The organism is Streptomyces sp. LZ34, assembly GCF_053890475.1.
Genome location: NZ_CM132680.1, coordinates 3,643,292 through 3,658,630, shown reverse-complemented (window position 1 = coordinate 3,658,630; position 15,339 = coordinate 3,643,292). Strand labels below are relative to the sequence as shown.

The following is a 15,339-nucleotide window of genomic DNA, read 5'->3' as shown; positions in this document are numbered from 1 at the left end:
CGGCATGGCGACCACCACCCTGCACGAGGCGCAGCCGGGACTGCCCTCGGCAAAGACCGGCGCAGCGCCACCCGGGGGCACCGGGCGACGCGTCCTGCGCGAGCTGCGGCGCGACATCGGGGCCGTGCTCAGCACCGCGTTTCTCGCCCTGATCGTGCTGATGGCCCTCTTCGCGCCACTGATCGGCACGCTGACCGGGCACGGCCCGGACACCTTCGACAGCGCGGCCGTCGACAAGGACCTGGGCGGGCTGCCCAAGGGGTCTCTCGGCGGCATCAGCGGCGACCACTGGCTGGGCGTGGAACCGCAGAACGGCCGGGACATCCTGGTCCGGATCGCCTACGGGGCGCGGATCTCGATGCTGATCGCCGTCTCCGCCACCGTTCTGACCACCGTCATCGGCGTGGTGCTCGGCCTGCTGGCCGGGTTCTACGGCCGGTGGGTGGACCAGGTCATCTGCCGGCTGATGGACTTCCTGATGGCCTTTCCGGCCCTGATCTTCATGATCGCGGTGCTGTCCGCGCTTCCGGCCGGCAACCGTCCGGTGCTGCTGGTGGTCGTGTTGAGCGGCTTCGGCTGGCCCTACCTGGCGCGTGTGGTGCGCGGCCAGACGCTGACCCTGACGGGGCGTGAGTTCGTCGAGGCGGCGCGGGCCTCCGGGGCCGGCAGCCGGGCGCTGATCTTCGCGGAGATCCTGCCCAATCTGCGCAGCACCATCATCGTGATGACCACGCTCGCCGTGCCCGGATACATCGGCACCGAGGCCGGACTCTCCTTCCTCGGCGTCGGGGTCACGCCGCCGACCGCGTCCTGGGGGCAGATGATCGCCAACTCGGTCAGCTGGTACCAGGTGGACCCGATGTACTTCGTGATCCCCGGGGCCTTCCTCTTCGGCACCGTGCTCTCCCTGACCGTGGTGGGCGACCGGCTGCGGCACGCCCTGGACGCGGGGGAGGCCTCCTGATGCTCCGCTACGTCGCCGGCCGGCTCTCCTGGGTGCTGGTCATCCTGCTGGCCGTCTGTGTGTTCACCTATGTCATCTTCTTCCAGCTCTCGCCCGACCCCGCGGTGATGATCTGCGGCAAGACCTGCACTCAGGAGCGTATCGACACCATCCGGACCTCCCTCGGCCTCGACCGCCCCTTCTTCCAGCAGCTGTGGGACTTCCTGCGCGGCATCGTGGCCGGCCGCGACTACGGGTCGGGTGCCAATCTCGTCCACTGCCCCGCCCCCTGCCTCGGCTACAGCTTCCAGAGTGGCCAGTCGGTGTGGGAGATGGTCCTGGAGCGGCTCCCGGTGAGCGTCACCGTCGCCGTCGGCGCGGCCGTGCTCTGGCTGCTCGGTGGGATCACCGTCGGGCTGCTGAGCGGGGTCAAGGAGGGGACCTGGTGGGACCGCTCCACCATGGCGCTGGCGCTCGGCGGTTCCAGCATCCCCCCGTACGTACTCGCCCTGGCGCTCCAGTACCTGCTGGTGGTCAAGTGGCAAGTGCTGCCGTTTCCCGCCGCGATCCCGTTCGGCGACGATCCGGCGGCGTGGTTCCAGTCGTACCTGATGCCGTGGATCGTGCTCGCCATCGGATACGCCTGTCTCTACGCCCGGATGACGCGGGCCAACGTCATCGACACCATGGCCGAGAACTTCATGCGCACGGCCCGCGCCAAGGGGCTCGGGCCGGTCCTGATACTCCGCCGGCATGCGCTGCGGCCGGCGCTCACCCCGATCGTCACCATCTTCGGGATGGACTTCGCCGGTCTGCTCGGCGGCGCCCTCATCACCGAAACCGTCTTCGGCCTCAACGGCGTGGGCAAGATGGCCTCGGACGCGATCGCGAAGAACGACCAGCCGGTGATCATGGCGGTCACGCTGCTGGCGGCGTTCTTCGTCGTGATCGGCAACGTCGTGGTCGACCTGCTCTACACCGCGCTGGACCCGCGCGTAAGGATCACCGCGTCATGACCGAATCCTCAGCCCACCGGGCCGGGCCGGCCGGGCCGAACGGACCGGACGGGCCGGACGACTCCGCGGACCTGCTTCAGGTCGAGGGCCTGACCGTGACCTTCCCGACCACCCGCGGACCGGTGGACGTCGTCCGGAACAACACCTTCGCCCTGCGGCGCAACGAAACCCTGGGCATCGTCGGCGAGTCCGGCTCGGGCAAGTCCATGACGGCGCTCGCCGTCATGGGGCTGCTCCCGCGGACCGCCCGGACCAGCGGCAGCATCCGGTTCCGGGGCACCGAACTGCTCGGCCGACCGGACGCGGAGCTGCGCCGGCTGCGCGGAAACGTGATGTCCATGGTCTTCCAGGACCCGTTGTCCTCGCTCAACCCGTACTACACCGTGGGCCTCCAGATCGCCGAGGTCTACCGGTGCCACCGCGGCGGCTCGCGCCGCGCCGCGCACCGGATGGCCATCGACGCGCTCGGCCGGGTCGGCATCCCGCAGCCGGCCGAGCGGGTCGACCGCTACCCGCACCAGTTCTCTGGCGGGCAGCGTCAGCGCATCATGATCGCGATGGCGCTGATCTGCGAACCCGCCCTGCTCATCGCGGACGAGCCCACCACCGCGCTGGACGTCACGGTGCAGTCCCAGATCCTCGATCTGCTGGCCGAACTGAAGCGACAGACCGGCACCGGCATGCTCTTCATCACCCATGACCTGGCGGTGATCGCCTCGATCGCCCAGCGGGTGCTGGTGATGCGCGACGGGGAGCAGCTCGAATACGCCGACACGGAGCGGGTCTTCTCCGCGCCCGGCCACCCCTACACCCGGATGCTGCTGGAGAGCATCCCGCGCATCGACGACGAGCCGGCCGCGCCGGGCGTCGGGTCGCCGACGACCCGACCGAAGGATCCCGCCCCAGCACAGGAGGAAGTCCGGTGACCGGCAGCCGAGGCAGCCAAGCTGACGTACCGCCCCTGCTGCGCGCCCGCGATCTCACCAAGCGCTTCACGACGCGGGCCGGCGGCCCGCTGGGGCGCAAGTCGGTGTTCACCGCCGTGGACTCGGTCAGTTTCGAGGTGTATCCCCACGAGACGCTGGCCATGGTGGGCGAGTCCGGCAGCGGGAAGTCCACCACCGCGCGGCTGGTGGCGAAGCTGATGGAACCCACCGACGGCACCGTCGAGTTCGCCGGGCGGGACGTCACCCATGCGCGCGGGCCGGAGCTGGCCCGCTTCCGCAACGACGTCCAGGTCGTCTTCCAGGACCCCTTCTCGTCGCTCAACCCCCGCCACACCGTGGAGCGCATCCTCACCGCGCCCCTGGTCTACCAGGGACTCCCCATCCCCGGAGGGCGGCGGGCCTTCGCCGGGGAGCTGATGGAACGGGTCGGTCTCAACCCGGACCATCTGCACCGCTACCCGGCCCAGTTCTCCGGCGGACAGGCCCAGCGGATCGGCATCGCCCGCGCCCTCGCGGTCGGTCCGAAGCTGGTGATCTGCGACGAGGCGGTCTCCGCGCTCGATGTGTCGGTGCAGGCGCAGGTGATGGACCTGCTGCTGCGCCTCCAGCGGGAGAGCGGCTTCTCCTACCTCTTCATCGCCCACGACCTCGCCGTGGTGCGCCGGATTTCGCACCGTATCGCGGTGATGAAGCAGGGTGTCATCGTGGAGTCCGGCCCCTGCGCGGAGGTCTTCGAGCGCCCCCGGGACCCGTACACCCGCACCCTGCTGGCCGCGATACCCCGCATCGACCCGGAATGGGACCGCAGGCGCCGCGAGGGCGCCGACAAGCACGCGTCCACCACCGCCTCACACGAGGAGCCGCTATGACCGACGACCTGTCCCCCCGCTCCCGTACCGCCCCCGCCCCTGCCCCTGCCCCCGCCACCGAAGCCCCCGCCACCGAAGCCCCCGCCCCCGCCGCGCAGCCCGCGCCGCAGTCCTCGCCGCGGTCCACGGGGCTGGACCCGCGCATGCCCCGGCTGGCCGAGCTGCCTTCCTTCGCCGCGTTCATGGCGGAGGGCTGGGACACCCCCGACCGCAGCGCCCGGACCGTGCCGGGAGCCGCGGACGCCGCCGCGCACCACCGGGCGCGGCTCAGCGCCGCCCACCCGGGACAGCCGGTCGTGGTGGCCGCCGGGCGGGCTCCGGTGCGCTCCAACGACACCAACTACGACTTCCGCCCGGACAGCGACTTCTTCTGGCTGACCGGGTGCGGAGTGGAGCACGGCGTGCTGGTGATGCGCCCCGTACCGGGGGGTCATGACGCGACCCTCCACCTGCCCGCGCCGGCCCGCCCCGGCGATCCGGGGTTCTTCGCCGACGCCGCGCACGGCGAGCTGTGGGTCGGCGGCGCACCTGGGCTCGACGAGTGGAGCGGTGCGCTGGGCCTGGACGTCCGCCCGCTCGGCGAGCTCGACACCGCGCTCGCCGGACTCACCAAGCCGCTGCTGACCGGCGCGCTCGACCCCGACCTCGCACACCGCCACGGCCTCGGCCCGTCCGCCGATCTGGGCCGCACCCTGTCCGAACTGCGCATGATCAAGGACGCCTGGGAAATCGGCCAGCTGCGGCAGGCCGTGGACCGCACCGTGGAGGGGTTCGCCGCCGTGGTGCGCGAGTTCCCGACGGCCATCGCCGGCGGCGGAGAGCGCTGGCTGCAGGGCACCTTCGACCGCTACGCCCGCACCCACGGCAACGGCCCCGGCTACGCGTCCATCGTGGGCAGCGGCGGACACGCGGCCACCCTGCACTGGGTGCGGTGCGACGGCGCGGTGGCGGAGGACAAGCCGGTGCTGCTGGACCTGGGTGTGGAGACGAACAGCTACTACACCGCCGATGTGACGCGCACCTTCCCGGCCTCGGGCCGGTTCAGCCAGGCCCAGCGCGCCGTGCACGACCTGGTGGAGCGGGCGCACCGGGCGGGCCTGGCCGCCGTCGTCCCGGGCCGGGACTTCGCCGACTTCCACACCGCCGCCATGGAGGTGGTGGCGCGGGGCCTCGCCGACTGGGGGCTGCTGCCGGTCTCCGTCGACGAGGCGCTGTCCCCGCAGGGCCAGCACCACCGGCGCTACCTGGTCTGCGGCATCGGGCACCACCTGGGTCTCGATGTGCACGACTGCGCGCGGGCGGACTACGCCGCCTACCAGGGGGCGAAGATGACGCCCGGCATGGTGCTCACCGTGGAGCCCGGACTGTACTTCCACGAGCACGACCGCACCCTCCCGCCGGAGCTCCGCGGGATCGGGATGCGCATCGAGGACGATCTGCTGGTCACCGAGGAGGGCGCGGAGGTGCTGTCCGCGGCCCTGCCGCTCGACGCGGCGGGTCTGGAGCGCTGGATGACGACCCGGTGACCGCCGGCCGGACCCCGGCCGATGGACCATCGGCCGGGGAGCCGGTCACGAGCCGTCTGCTTATTCGCATGTGCACCAGTCGTATGTGCACCAGTCGTATGTAACATTGCACTCTCTAGGAGGATCCATGACCGCTCGCCCCGACAAGCCCTGGCGTGGTGTTCACGTCGCGACACCGCTGCCGCTGCGCAGCGACCTCTCCGTCGACTACGACGCCTACGCGGAGCATGTCCGCTTCCTCACCGAGGGCGGCTGTGACGGCGTCTGCCCCAACGGCTCCCTCGGGGAGTACCAGACCCTCACCGACGAGGAACGCGCCCGCATGGTGCGCACCGCCGTCGAGGCGTCCCCCGAGGGCCACACCGTGATGCCCGGCGTGTCCGCGTACGGCGCGCTGGAGGCCCGCCGGTGGACCGAGCAGGCGGCCGAGGCGGGCGCCGACTCGGTGCTGCTGCTGCCGCCCAACACCTACCGCGCCGACCGCGAAGGCGTGGTGGCGCACTACCGCGAGGTGGCCGCGGTCGGCCTTCCGGTCGTCGCCTACAACAACCCCCACGACACCAGGGTCGATCTCACCCCCGACCTGCTGGCCGAACTGCACGGCGAGGGCCTGATCGTCGCCGTCAAGGAGTTCAGCGGAGACGTCCGCCGCGCCTATGAGCTGGCCGAACTCGCCCCCGGCCTCGACCTGATCATCGGCGCCGACGACGTCCTGCTCGAACTGGGCCTGGCCGGGGCGGTCGGCTGGATCGCCGGCTACCCGGGCGTCCTCCCGGAGAGCTGTGTCGAGCTCTACCGGCTCGCCACCTCCGGTGAACCCGCCGACATCGCCAAGGCCCTGCCGCTCTACCGCGATCTGCACCCGCTGCTGCGCTGGGACTCCAAGACCGAGTTCGTCCAGTCCATCAAGCTGTCCATGGACGTCGTCGGGTTGCGCGGCGGCCCCTGCCGCCCGCCGCGCACCCCGCTCCCGCCCGAGATCACCGAGCGGGTCGTCCGGGACACCGAAGCCGCCGTCGCCAAGGGATACAAGTGAGATCCACCCGCGTCTTCCACACCGTCGAATCCCATACGGAGGGCATGCCGACCCGGGTCGTGGTCGGCGGCGTGGGCGTCATCCCGGGTGACACGATGGCCGAACGCCGCTCGTGGTTCAAGGCCAACCGCGACGACGTACGCACCCTGCTGATGTACGAGCCGCGCGGCCACGCGGCGATGAGCGGCGCCATTCTCCAGCCGCCGACCACCCCCGAGGCCGACTGGGGCGTGCTGTTCATCGAGGTCTCCGGCCTGCTGCCGATGTGTGGCCACGGCACCATCGGAGTCGCCACCGTGCTCGTCGAAACCGGCATGGTGGAGGTGCGCGAGCCGGTCACCGTCATCCGCCTGGACACGCCGGCCGGGCCGGTGACGGCCGAGGTGGCGGTCACCGACGGCCACGCGCGTTCGGTGACCCTGCGCAACGTCGTCTCCTTCGCCCACGCGCTGGACCGCGTGGTCGACGTGCCCGGCCTCGGCAAGGTCCAATACGACATGGCCTTCGGCGGCAACTTCTACGCCATCGTCGATCTGGCGGAGCTGGGCCTGCCGTTCGACCGGCGGGCCGGTGGCGAACTGCTGACGGCCAGCATGGGGATCATGGCCGCGATCAATGAACAGGACGAGCCGGTCCACCCCGAGCGCCCCGACATCCACGGCTGCCACCACGTCTACCTCAAGGCGCCCGGCTCGACCGCCGCCCACTCCCGGCACGCCATGGGCATCCACCCCGGCTGGTTCGACCGCTCGCCGTGCGGCACCGGCACCAGTGCCCGCATGGCGCAGCTCCACTCCCGTGGTGAACTGGCCCTGGGGGCGGAGTTCGTGAACGAGTCCTTCATCGGCACGCGCTTCATCGGGCGGCTGATCGAGGAGACTGAAGTGGCCGGCCGACCCGCCGTGGTGCCCACCATCACCGGGCGGGCATGGGTCACCGGCACCGCCCAGTTCACCCTGGATCCGGACGACCCGTTTCCGGCCGGATTCCTGCTTTAGAAAGAGGCAACCCAGTTGGACGGCGAACGGCCGGTCACGGGGGCGTCGACGACGCACCTCCGCACCGTGGGAAAGCGTGAGATCCTCCGTGACCGGGTGAGAAACGCGCTCCGCGCCGCGATCATCTCCGGAGAGCTGACACCCGGCACGGTCTATTCAGCGCCGACGCTGGCCGCCAAGTTCGGGGTGTCCTCCACCCCGGTGCGCGAGGCGATGATCGACCTGGTCAAGGAGGAACTGGTGGTGGCGCAGCCCAACAAGGGCTTCCTCATCACCGAGGTCTCCGAGCAGGACCTGGACGAGGTGACGGCGGTGCGGCTGCTGGTGGAACCACCCTCGGTCCGGGCCGTGGTGCCGCTGGTCCCCGCGGCGGACTTCCCCGCCCTGCGGGAGCTGGCCCAGCGCATCGTCGTGGCCGCCGAGAAGGGCGACCTCATCGGCTATGTCGAGGCCGACCGGGTCTTCCACCTCGCCCTGCTGGCGCACGGCGGCAACCGGCGCCTGCTGGAGGTGGTGTCCAACCTCCGGGCCCAGACCCGACTGCTGGGGCTGGCGCCGCTGGTGCGCAACGGCACCCTGGTGGAGTCCGCGGCGGAACACCACCAGCTGCTGGACTTCGTCGAGGCCGGGAACGCCGAGGCGGCCGAGCTCTTCATGCACCGGCACATCGGACACGTACGGGGCATCTGGGCGGGCGGCACATGACCGCGCCCACCCCAGGCCCTGTCCTGAGCGGCCCGGCGGCGCGCGCCGACACCGCCGACCTGGTGGTGATCGGAGCCGGGGTGGTCGGCGCCGCCGCCGCGTACTTCGCGGCCCGCGCCGGGCTCCGCGTCACCGTCGTCGACCGGGGCCCGCTCGCCGGCGGCACGTCCAGCGCCGGCGAAGGCAATCTGCTGGTCTCCGACAAGGAGGCCGGGCCCGAACTCGACCTGGCCCTGTTCTCCCAGCGGGTCTGGCGCGAGGATCTAGCCGAACACGCCGGGCTGTGGGAGTTCGAGTCCAAGGGCGGCCTGGTGGTGGCCGCTTCCCCGGACGGCGCGGGCGCGCTCGCCGAGCTCGTCCGAGCGCAGCGCGGCCGCGGGATCGAGGCCGTCGACGTGCCGTGGGACGAGCTGCGGGACTACGAGCCCCAGCTGTCGCCCAAGCTGGCCTCCGGTGCCTACTACCCGCAGGACGCGCAGGTCCAGCCCATGCTGGTGGTGGCGCATCTGCTCCGTATGGCGCGGCGGGCGGGCGCCCGGCTGCGAACGGATACCGAGGTCACCGGGTTCCTCCGGGCCGGCGGGCGGATCACCGGAGTCCGCACCAGCCGCGGCCCGCTCAGCGCACCCGCCGTGCTCAACGCCGCGGGCACCTGGGCCGGTGCGGTCGCCGAGCTGGCCGGGGTGCGGGTGCCGGTGCTGCCGAGGAGGGGCTGCGTCCTGGTCACCCAGCCGCTGCCGGTCATGATCCGGCACAAGGTCTACGCGGCGGAGTACGTGAGCGACGTGGCCAGCTCGGACGCGGCGCTCCAGACCTCACCCGTCGTCGAGGGCACCCGCGCCGGCACCGTCCTGATCGGCTCGTCCCGGGAGCGGGTCGGCTTCGACCGCGAGGTCCCGCCGTCCCTCCTCGCGGCCCTGGCCCGCAACGCGATCGAGCTCTTTCCCTTCCTGGCCTCCGTTCAGGCCATCCGCAGCTATCTGGGCTTCCGGCCGTACTGCCCCGACCACCTGCCGGTGATCGGTCCCGATCCGCGGGCCCCCGGGCTGTGGCACGCCTGCGGTCACGAGGGCGCCGGGGTGGGCCTGTCGGTGGGGACCGGCAAGCTGCTCGCGCAGGCGCTGACGGACCGCCCGACCGACCTGGACCTGACCCCCTTCTCGCCCGAACGATTCGAACGGGCCCTGCCCGGCGACGAGGTGACGCGCGATGCCCCCTGAGACGGCCGCTGAGATGCCCCCCGGCACCCTGCCCTGCCGCCTGTCCTTCGACGGACGGACCATCCACGCCCGGCCGGGCCAGAGCGTGGGGGCGGCGCTGGTCGCGGCGGGGGTGCTGGCCTGGCGCGCCACCCGTGGGGAGGGCCGGCCCCGCGGGCTGTTCTGTGGGATCGGCGTCTGCTACGACTGCCTGATCACCGTCGACGGCCGTCCCGACCAGCGGGCCTGTCTGGTGCCCGCCGCCGACGGCATGCGGCTCGAGTCCGGACTCGCGGGGAGGGCCACCGATGCGCGGGAACGGTGACACGGTGTTCGAGGGGGCGGTGGCCGATGTGGCGGTGGTCGGCGCCGGCCCGGCGGGGATGGCGGCCGCGGTCGAGGCGGCGGCGGCCGGGCTGACCGTGGCCCTGGTGGACGCCGGTGAGCGGCCCGGCGGCCAGTACTGGCGGCACGGTCCGCACGACGAGGGCCCGCTCCCGGGACAGCACGGCCGCCGCACGTTCGCCGCCCTGCGCGCGGGCCTGGCCCGCACGGGGACCCGTACGCTCTTCGGGCACCAGGTGTGGCTCATCCGCCGCGACACCGACCGGTTCACCCTTCGGCTGCGGCCCACGCACGACGGCCGCGGGCCCGGGACCCGGACGCTGACCGCGCGTTCGCTGATCCTGTGCCCGGGCGCGTATGACCGCCAACTCCCCGTGCCGGGCTGGGACCTGCCCGGCGTCATGGCGGCCGGCGGGGTGCAGGCCCTGCTCAAGGGGAGCGGCACCCTCGCCGGGAGGCGGGCCGTGGTGGCGGGGACGGGACCCTTCCTGCTGCCGGTGGCCACCGGCCTCGCCGCGGCGGGCGCCGAGATCGTCATGGTCTGCGAAGCCAATCCGCTGCGCGGCTGGCTGCGCGACCCGGGCGGCGCGCTACGGGAACCGGCCAAGGGGGTCGAGGGCGCCCAGTACGCCGCGCTCCTGGCCCGGCACCGCATCCCCTACCGCACCAGGACGGCGGTCACCGAGATCCGCGGGGAGGACCGGGTGCGGTCCGTCCGCATCGCGCCGCTGGATCGTGACGGACGCCCGCGAAGCGGCGTACGGACCGAGGTGGACGCCGATCTGGTCGCGCTGGGCTGGGGGTTCACCCCGTCGCTGGAGCTGCCGCTGATGGTCGGCGCGCGCACCCGGCTGGACACCGACGGCTCGCTGGTCGCCGTGGTCGACTCCCGGCAGCGGGCCGATGTCCCCGGCGTCTACCTGGCGGGAGAGGCCACCGGGGTCGGCGGCGCGGCGCTCGCCGTCCGCGAGGGCCGGCTGAGCGGGCTCGCCGCGGCCGCCGACCTGGGACAGGCCGTCGACGAGCGCCGGCTGCGCCGGCTCCAGCGCGCGATCGGCAGGGGCCGGCGCTTCGCCGCCGCGCTGCACGCCGCCTGTCCGGTTCCGCCGGGCTGGACCGACTGGCTCGACGGGTCCACCGTCATCTGCCGCTGCGAGGAGGTGACCTACCACGACCTGTGCCACGCGGCCCGCGAACTCGGCGCGGAGGACCCGCGGACACTGAAGTCGCTGGCCCGCCCCGGCATGGGGATGTGCCAGGGCCGGGTGTGCGGCTTCGCGACGGCCCAGGTGGCGGCGGCGCTCACCGGCGGATCACCCCGTGCGCCCAGTGCGGACGATCTCCTTCCGCTGGCCCGCCGCCCGCTGGCCACACCGGTGACGCTCGGCGAAATCGCCGCCGTGGAGGAGGAGTCCTGACGCGGCACTCAGCTCTCTGATGTCTCAGCCCCCCGACGCCTCGGCCGACGCCTGACGGGCGGCGGCCCGCGCGCGGTCGTTGCTGAGCACCGTCTCCAGGTACTCCGCGATGGCGTCCCGGTTGCGCGCCAGGCAGTCGATGCGCTCGGTCATCCGGTCGCGTTCGTGCTCCAGCGCGGCGATCATCTCGGGTGTCGCGTCCGAGAAGTGGATGACCCGGGGCTTGTCGAGACAGGGGAGGATCTGTTTGATGATCCGGGTCGGCAGCCCGGCGTCGAGCAGCCCCCTGATCTGCAAGACCCGGTCCACGAACCGCTCGTCGTAGTCGCGGTAGCCGTTCGGGCAGCGGTCGGCGGCGATGAGCCCCTGCTCCTCGTAGTAGCGCAGCAGCCGGCGGGGCGTGCCGGTGCGTTCCGACAGCTCTCCGATGCGCATGTGCTCCACCTCACACACAGTCGCTTTGACCTTCACATCAATGTGACGGTTCGAGCATACGCAGCGTGCCCAACGACACCACACCACAAGCCGGTTCCCGCTCCGGAACCGAGGACCAGAACCGGAAACTCCCCCTGCCCGCGCTGCTGGCGCTGGCCACCGCCGTCTTCATCACCAGCCTGACCGAGACGCTGCCCGCGGGCGTGCTACCCGCGATGGGCGCCGACCTGGGGGTCGGCGAATCCGCGATGGGGCAGTCGGTGACGATCTACGCGATCGGCACCGCGCTCACCGCGATCCCGCTGTCCGCGGCCACGGCGGGGTGGCGCCGCAAGCGGCTGCTGCTGGCGGCGATGGCGGGCTTCGCCGTCGCCAACACGGTCACCGCGGCCTCGGCGAGCTATCCCCTGACCATGGCGGCCCGGTTCGTCGCGGGGGTGGCCGCGGGCCTGGCCTGGGCGCTGCTGGCCGGATACGCCCGCCGTATGGTGCCCGCTCCGCTCCAGGGCAAGGCGGTCGCGGTCGTCATGACCGGCATTCCGATCGCCCTGTCGCTGGGGGTGCCCGCGGGCACCTTCCTCGGCGAAGCGCTCGGCTGGCGGGTGACGTTCACCCTCATCACCGCGCTCGCCGCCGTCCTGATCGGGTGGATCGCCGCGCTGGTCCCCGACCACCCCGGGCAGCGGCGGGACGGCCGCACCCCCATCCTGCGGGCCCTGACCGTCCCCGGCGTGGCACCGGTCCTGTTCGTCACGCTGGTCTATGTGCTGGCCCACACCATCCTCTACACCTACATCGCCACCTTCCTCGACGGGCTCGGCATGGGCGGCTCCACCGACCTCGTCCTGCTGGTCTTCGGCGCAGCCTCCATGGCCAGCATCTGGATCGTGGGTGCCCGGATCGACCGCCAGTTGCGGGCCCTGACCATCGCCGCCACGATCCTGTTCGCCGCCGCGGCCGCCGTCCTCGCGGTCCCGGCCGGCAGCCGCGCCCTGGTCTACCTCGCGGCGACGCTGTGGGGCCTGGGCTGGGGAGGCGTCCCCACGCTTCTCCAGACCGCCGTGGCCGACGCGGGAGGCGACGCGGCGGACTCCGCGCAGGCCATGCTGGTCACTCTGTGGAACGCGGCCATGGCCGGCGGTGGAGTCCTCGGCGGAATCCTCCTCGACCTCCACGGCTCCGACGCCTTCCCCTGGAGCGTCCTGGCGCTCCTGGCGCCCGTGGCGGCCGTGGTGATCGCCGCCCGCGCGCACGGCTTCCCCGCCGAACGATCGCCCTACGGAACACCCCGGTGAGCGTGGCGCTCCGCGGCGGCATGCCACCAGCCGGGCGGGGGCGGTCCCTCGACCGCCGCGGTCGGCTGGTCGGGATGCAGCCCGAGGCGTCGCAGCGCGTCGGGGTGGACGTGGACGTAGATCCAGCCGCGCCGACGGCCGTCGGGCCCGAGGCCGCACATCACGTCCCAGCGGATCTCGTCATCCGGCGTGAAGGGCATCCAGTCGATGCCGCGGTCGCGCAGTCAAGCGCGCGCGGCCGCCAGAGGCCGCGGACAGCCGGACAGGTTTTCGTAGGACGCGATGGTGACCCAGGTGGCCGGGGTCCGAGAGGTCATGGCGTCCATGATGCCCGACACACCACGGGGCTCAGTACTCGTCCACCGTGGTGCCCTCGGGGACCCGGAAGCAGGCGGAGACGAGATGGAACATGATCCCGGGCTCCGCGCCGCTCCTCTCCGCGTCCCTTTCGGTCGGGATCAGCAAAGTGGCTTTCAGGGTGAACTTCTTTCGGGTGGAGTCGGCCATCAGATAAGGGGACTGCGCGACGGTCGGCTCCCGGCCCTCGTGGACGATCTCCCAGCCGTGCCGGGGGAGATCGTCCCTGAGGCCCTGCCAAGCGGCCTCGAGGTCCCCGGCCGGCAGGCCGTACACCGACCACAGATGGCGGATGACGTAGAACGTCTCCGGGTCCATGTCGCCGCATACGTCCATGCCCGGGCCGGGCGCGGTCGTCTTCCCCTTCACCCGCAGCAGGTCGTACAGCTCGCTGGAGAGCTGTCTGGCCTCCTCCCGGGGCGCGGAGACCTCCCGCACCTCGGGGGTGTAGCCGAGACCGGGCTCATCGGCGTCGGACATCGAAAACCACCCCGCTACTTCAACCGGACCTCGTCATAGCGTCCCACCACGACTCTCGCCTGGTTCTCCAGGCTCTCCGACCCGGCCAGCCAGTAGTTTCCGTGCCCCTTGGTGTCGGTGGACATCTGATTGGCACCGAAGATGGGGTCGCTGGGGGTGATGAACTGCGTCAGCCCCTCGTGGTGCCCATGGGTGGGCGCCCCCCACTTGGGCACCCAGTCATCCTGTGCCTTCTGGTTCCACACATGCCCCGAGGGTACGTCCATCTCCTCGGCCCGCCCCACCTGCACGCCGGGGCTGCCGCTGAGCATCACGTCGTCCGCCTCCAGGGTGCCCTGGCGGGCGGCGGAGCCCACCACCACGGTGCCGTAGCTCTGCGCCTGCACCGACAGGTGGTCATTGGCCGACGGGTCATGGGAGGTATGCAGCCCCGACAGGAAATCGTTGAAATCTCCCGCTGCCCGGTCCGCGTACTTGTCCTTCATGGCTTCCGGGAAAAAATTCTGCGGAGCGTCGTAACCGTGCCAGGTGATGGTCGACACCTTGGGCTCGCCCGGCATCGCGCTGGCGGCCTGCCAGAGGTTGGTGCCCGCGATGACGGGCTTGTTGATACCGCCGAGCGTGCCGTTGGTGCCGCCGACCATCACGGCGGTGTGATCGGCCTTGTCCGGGTTGCCGTTCGCGATGATCGCGCGGCCGTTCTTCTCGGGGTCGAAATCCAGCAGATAGGCGGGCGGCAGCCCGTCGCCGGTCGGCTTGTAACCGGAGGGCCGGGTGTTGTCGAAGGCGTTGACCTTCCCCGTGTCATCGAAACGCATCTGAATGCGCTTCATGCCGTTGAGGGAGGACTCCAAATGCTTCTTATGGTTGTCCCACTTGGTCCATTCCGGGTTGAGCACGGAAGAGCGTCCGGCCAGGGTGTACTTCGGCTTCGGCTCGGGCGGCAGATTGGCCAGCTCGGTCTGGTACTTCGCCCGCTGCTCGTTGAACCAGACGCGATTCGCCTCGTCCCGGTCCTCGACGGGAAGGCCGTCCAGCTTGCCCACGCTCGCCGGATACAGGGAGATGTACTCCGCCTGCTCCTCTTTGCTGAGGCTCTTCCACCAGGCCGCGTTGTCCTTGGGGGACTTGTCCTTGGGGATATCCCGCAGATAGTTCCCGACCGTCTTCTTGACGTCCCCCCGGTCCTGCGCGGCGTCGGTCCAGTCCTCCTTGGTGACCGACAGATCGGCCACCGTGATCAGCTTGCCCAGCGTCTTCGCGTACTTGCCGTCCGCGTCGGTCGCGTCCTTGAGCGCGTCACCGATCCGGTCGGCGAACCCCTGAGCCTGCTGCTTGGGCGTCGTGGTGACGTACGGCGTCAGGCCGTTCCCGGCCGGCTCGTACTCCTGGCCCGGCAGCAGCACCAACGGGGGCTTGTACTCCACCGAACCGTCTTCCTTGACGGTCATCCCCGCGTCCTGGGCGTCCTGGACGGCGTTGTCCATCTTCTTCTTCGCCGCGCGCAACTCCCCGGCCAGCCCGTTCAACGCCGTAAGAATCAGCGCGCACTCCACCTGCATGTAGTGGAAGTTCTCACTCAGCCGCTCCAGCCGGCCCAGCGCCGCACCGACCCCCTGGCCCTTCAGTCCCCCGCGGAGCTTTGCCTGGATTTCATTGTTCAGCCGGTCCTTGGCCGCGCTGGCGCTGCTGCTCACCTTGTGCCAGCCATCCGCCGCCTGCTCGAACTGCGCGGGGTCGATCGCCTTCAACTGTGCGAAAGTAACCATG

At 71.6% G+C, this 15,339-nt stretch carries 16 protein-coding genes; 12 read left to right on the top strand and 4 right to left on the bottom strand.

Annotation, left to right across the window (positions count from 1 at the left end; all coding sequences use genetic code 11):
- The first annotated feature begins 4 nt into the window (after nt 1–4).
- From ACWY4P_RS14115 to ACWY4P_RS14065, 11 genes are all read left to right on the top strand, one after another.
- Nucleotides 5–964 (top strand): ABC transporter permease, encoded by a 960-nt coding sequence (locus tag ACWY4P_RS14115; RefSeq protein ID WP_456210894.1) that lies wholly within the window; start codon nt 5–7, stop codon nt 962–964.
- Nucleotides 964–1,959 carry an ABC transporter permease gene (locus tag ACWY4P_RS14110; protein ID WP_456210893.1) on the top strand — a complete coding sequence of 332 codons (996 nt, stop codon included), beginning with the start codon at nt 964–966 and terminating at the stop codon, nt 1,957–1,959. The genes ACWY4P_RS14115 and ACWY4P_RS14110 overlap by 1 nt, the downstream gene beginning before the upstream one ends.
- A complete protein-coding gene (locus tag ACWY4P_RS14105; RefSeq protein WP_456210892.1) occupies nt 1,956–2,885 on the top strand; it encodes an ABC transporter ATP-binding protein in 930 nt (309 codons plus the stop codon). Before ACWY4P_RS14110 ends, ACWY4P_RS14105 begins: the two co-directional genes overlap by 4 nt.
- Nucleotides 2,882–3,775 (top strand): ATP-binding cassette domain-containing protein, encoded by an 894-nt coding sequence (locus ACWY4P_RS14100; protein ID WP_456210891.1) that lies wholly within the window; start codon nt 2,882–2,884, stop codon nt 3,773–3,775. Before ACWY4P_RS14105 ends, ACWY4P_RS14100 begins: the two co-directional genes overlap by 4 nt.
- A complete protein-coding gene (locus tag ACWY4P_RS14095) occupies nt 3,772–5,301 on the top strand; it encodes an aminopeptidase P family protein (protein WP_456210890.1) in 1,530 nt (509 codons plus the stop codon). The genes ACWY4P_RS14100 and ACWY4P_RS14095 overlap by 4 nt, the downstream gene beginning before the upstream one ends.
- Nucleotides 5,302–5,428: 127 nt before the next feature.
- Nucleotides 5,429–6,337: a dihydrodipicolinate synthase family protein gene (locus ACWY4P_RS14090; protein WP_456210889.1), complete on the top strand. Its 909-nt coding sequence runs from the start codon at nt 5,429–5,431 to the stop codon at nt 6,335–6,337.
- Nucleotides 6,334–7,335, top strand: a complete 1,002-nt coding sequence (locus tag ACWY4P_RS14085; RefSeq protein ID WP_456210888.1) for a proline racemase family protein — start codon at nt 6,334–6,336, stop codon at nt 7,333–7,335. The genes ACWY4P_RS14090 and ACWY4P_RS14085 overlap by 4 nt, the downstream gene beginning before the upstream one ends.
- 15 nt (nt 7,336–7,350) lie before the next feature.
- Nucleotides 7,351–8,040 (top strand): GntR family transcriptional regulator, encoded by a 690-nt coding sequence (locus ACWY4P_RS14080; protein WP_456210887.1) that lies wholly within the window; start codon nt 7,351–7,353, stop codon nt 8,038–8,040.
- A complete protein-coding gene (locus tag ACWY4P_RS14075) occupies nt 8,037–9,260 on the top strand; it encodes an NAD(P)/FAD-dependent oxidoreductase (protein ID WP_456210886.1) in 1,224 nt (407 codons plus the stop codon). The genes ACWY4P_RS14080 and ACWY4P_RS14075 overlap by 4 nt, the downstream gene beginning before the upstream one ends.
- The gene (locus ACWY4P_RS14070; protein ID WP_456210885.1) at nt 9,250–9,564 is read left to right on the top strand and encodes a (2Fe-2S)-binding protein; all 315 of its coding nucleotides are present in this window, start codon (nt 9,250–9,252) and stop codon (nt 9,562–9,564) included. Before ACWY4P_RS14075 ends, ACWY4P_RS14070 begins: the two co-directional genes overlap by 11 nt.
- Nucleotides 9,548–11,002, top strand: a complete 1,455-nt coding sequence (locus ACWY4P_RS14065; protein ID WP_456210884.1) for an FAD-dependent oxidoreductase — start codon at nt 9,548–9,550, stop codon at nt 11,000–11,002. The genes ACWY4P_RS14070 and ACWY4P_RS14065 overlap by 17 nt, the downstream gene beginning before the upstream one ends.
- Nucleotides 11,003–11,026: 24 nt before the next feature.
- Here the strand turns inward: ACWY4P_RS14065 and ACWY4P_RS14060 are convergent, their stop codons facing one another.
- Complete coding sequence (locus tag ACWY4P_RS14060) at nt 11,027–11,437, bottom strand: MerR family transcriptional regulator (protein ID WP_456210883.1); 411 nt, start codon at nt 11,435–11,437, stop codon at nt 11,027–11,029.
- 65 nt (nt 11,438–11,502) lie between these two features.
- Here ACWY4P_RS14060 and ACWY4P_RS14055 point away from each other — a divergent pair, with 65 nt between their 5' ends.
- Nucleotides 11,503–12,732, top strand: a complete 1,230-nt coding sequence (locus ACWY4P_RS14055; protein ID WP_456210882.1) for an MFS transporter — start codon at nt 11,503–11,505, stop codon at nt 12,730–12,732.
- On the opposite strand, the gene ACWY4P_RS14050 is transcribed toward ACWY4P_RS14055, so the two are convergent.
- From ACWY4P_RS14050 to ACWY4P_RS14040, 3 genes are all read right to left on the bottom strand, one after another.
- On the bottom strand, nt 12,714–12,932 hold the full coding sequence (locus ACWY4P_RS14050) for a hypothetical protein (protein ID WP_456210881.1): 219 nt from the start codon (nt 12,930–12,932) through the stop codon (nt 12,714–12,716). The two genes, ACWY4P_RS14055 and ACWY4P_RS14050, sit on opposite strands and share 19 nt — an antisense overlap.
- Nucleotides 12,933–13,080: 148 nt before the next feature.
- On the bottom strand, nt 13,081–13,569 hold the full coding sequence (locus ACWY4P_RS14045) for a hypothetical protein (protein WP_456210880.1): 489 nt from the start codon (nt 13,567–13,569) through the stop codon (nt 13,081–13,083).
- Nucleotides 13,570–13,583: 14 nt separating this feature from the next.
- The gene (locus ACWY4P_RS14040) at nt 13,584–15,338 is read right to left on the bottom strand and encodes an alpha/beta hydrolase (protein WP_456210879.1); all 1,755 of its coding nucleotides are present in this window, start codon (nt 15,336–15,338) and stop codon (nt 13,584–13,586) included.
- Nucleotide 15,339 lies beyond the last annotated feature (1 nt).

Bases quoted from the DNA above. Each gene is read 5' to 3' on its own strand.
- ACWY4P_RS14095 (WP_456210890.1), top strand. From the start codon at position 3,772: ATGACCGACGACCTGTCCCCCCGCTCCCGTACCGCCCCCGCCCCTGCC.
- ACWY4P_RS14050 (WP_456210881.1), bottom strand. From the start codon at position 12,932: ATGCCCTTCACGCCGGATGACGAGATCCGCTGGGACGTGATGTGCGGC.
- ACWY4P_RS14070 (WP_456210885.1), top strand. From the start codon at position 9,250: ATGCCCCCTGAGACGGCCGCTGAGATGCCCCCCGGCACCCTGCCCTGC.
- ACWY4P_RS14065 (WP_456210884.1), top strand. From the start codon at position 9,548: ATGCGCGGGAACGGTGACACGGTGTTCGAGGGGGCGGTGGCCGATGTG.
- ACWY4P_RS14090 (WP_456210889.1), top strand. From the start codon at position 5,429: ATGACCGCTCGCCCCGACAAGCCCTGGCGTGGTGTTCACGTCGCGACA.
- ACWY4P_RS14040 (WP_456210879.1), bottom strand. From the start codon at position 15,338: ATGGTTACTTTCGCACAGTTGAAGGCGATCGACCCCGCGCAGTTCGAG.
- ACWY4P_RS14045 (WP_456210880.1), bottom strand. From the start codon at position 13,569: ATGTCCGACGCCGATGAGCCCGGTCTCGGCTACACCCCCGAGGTGCGG.
- ACWY4P_RS14075 (WP_456210886.1), top strand. From the start codon at position 8,037: ATGACCGCGCCCACCCCAGGCCCTGTCCTGAGCGGCCCGGCGGCGCGC.
- ACWY4P_RS14115 (WP_456210894.1), top strand. From the start codon at position 5: ATGGCGACCACCACCCTGCACGAGGCGCAGCCGGGACTGCCCTCGGCA.
- ACWY4P_RS14110 (WP_456210893.1), top strand. From the start codon at position 964: ATGCTCCGCTACGTCGCCGGCCGGCTCTCCTGGGTGCTGGTCATCCTG.
- ACWY4P_RS14060 (WP_456210883.1), bottom strand. From the start codon at position 11,437: ATGCGCATCGGAGAGCTGTCGGAACGCACCGGCACGCCCCGCCGGCTG.
- ACWY4P_RS14105 (WP_456210892.1), top strand. From the start codon at position 1,956: ATGACCGAATCCTCAGCCCACCGGGCCGGGCCGGCCGGGCCGAACGGA.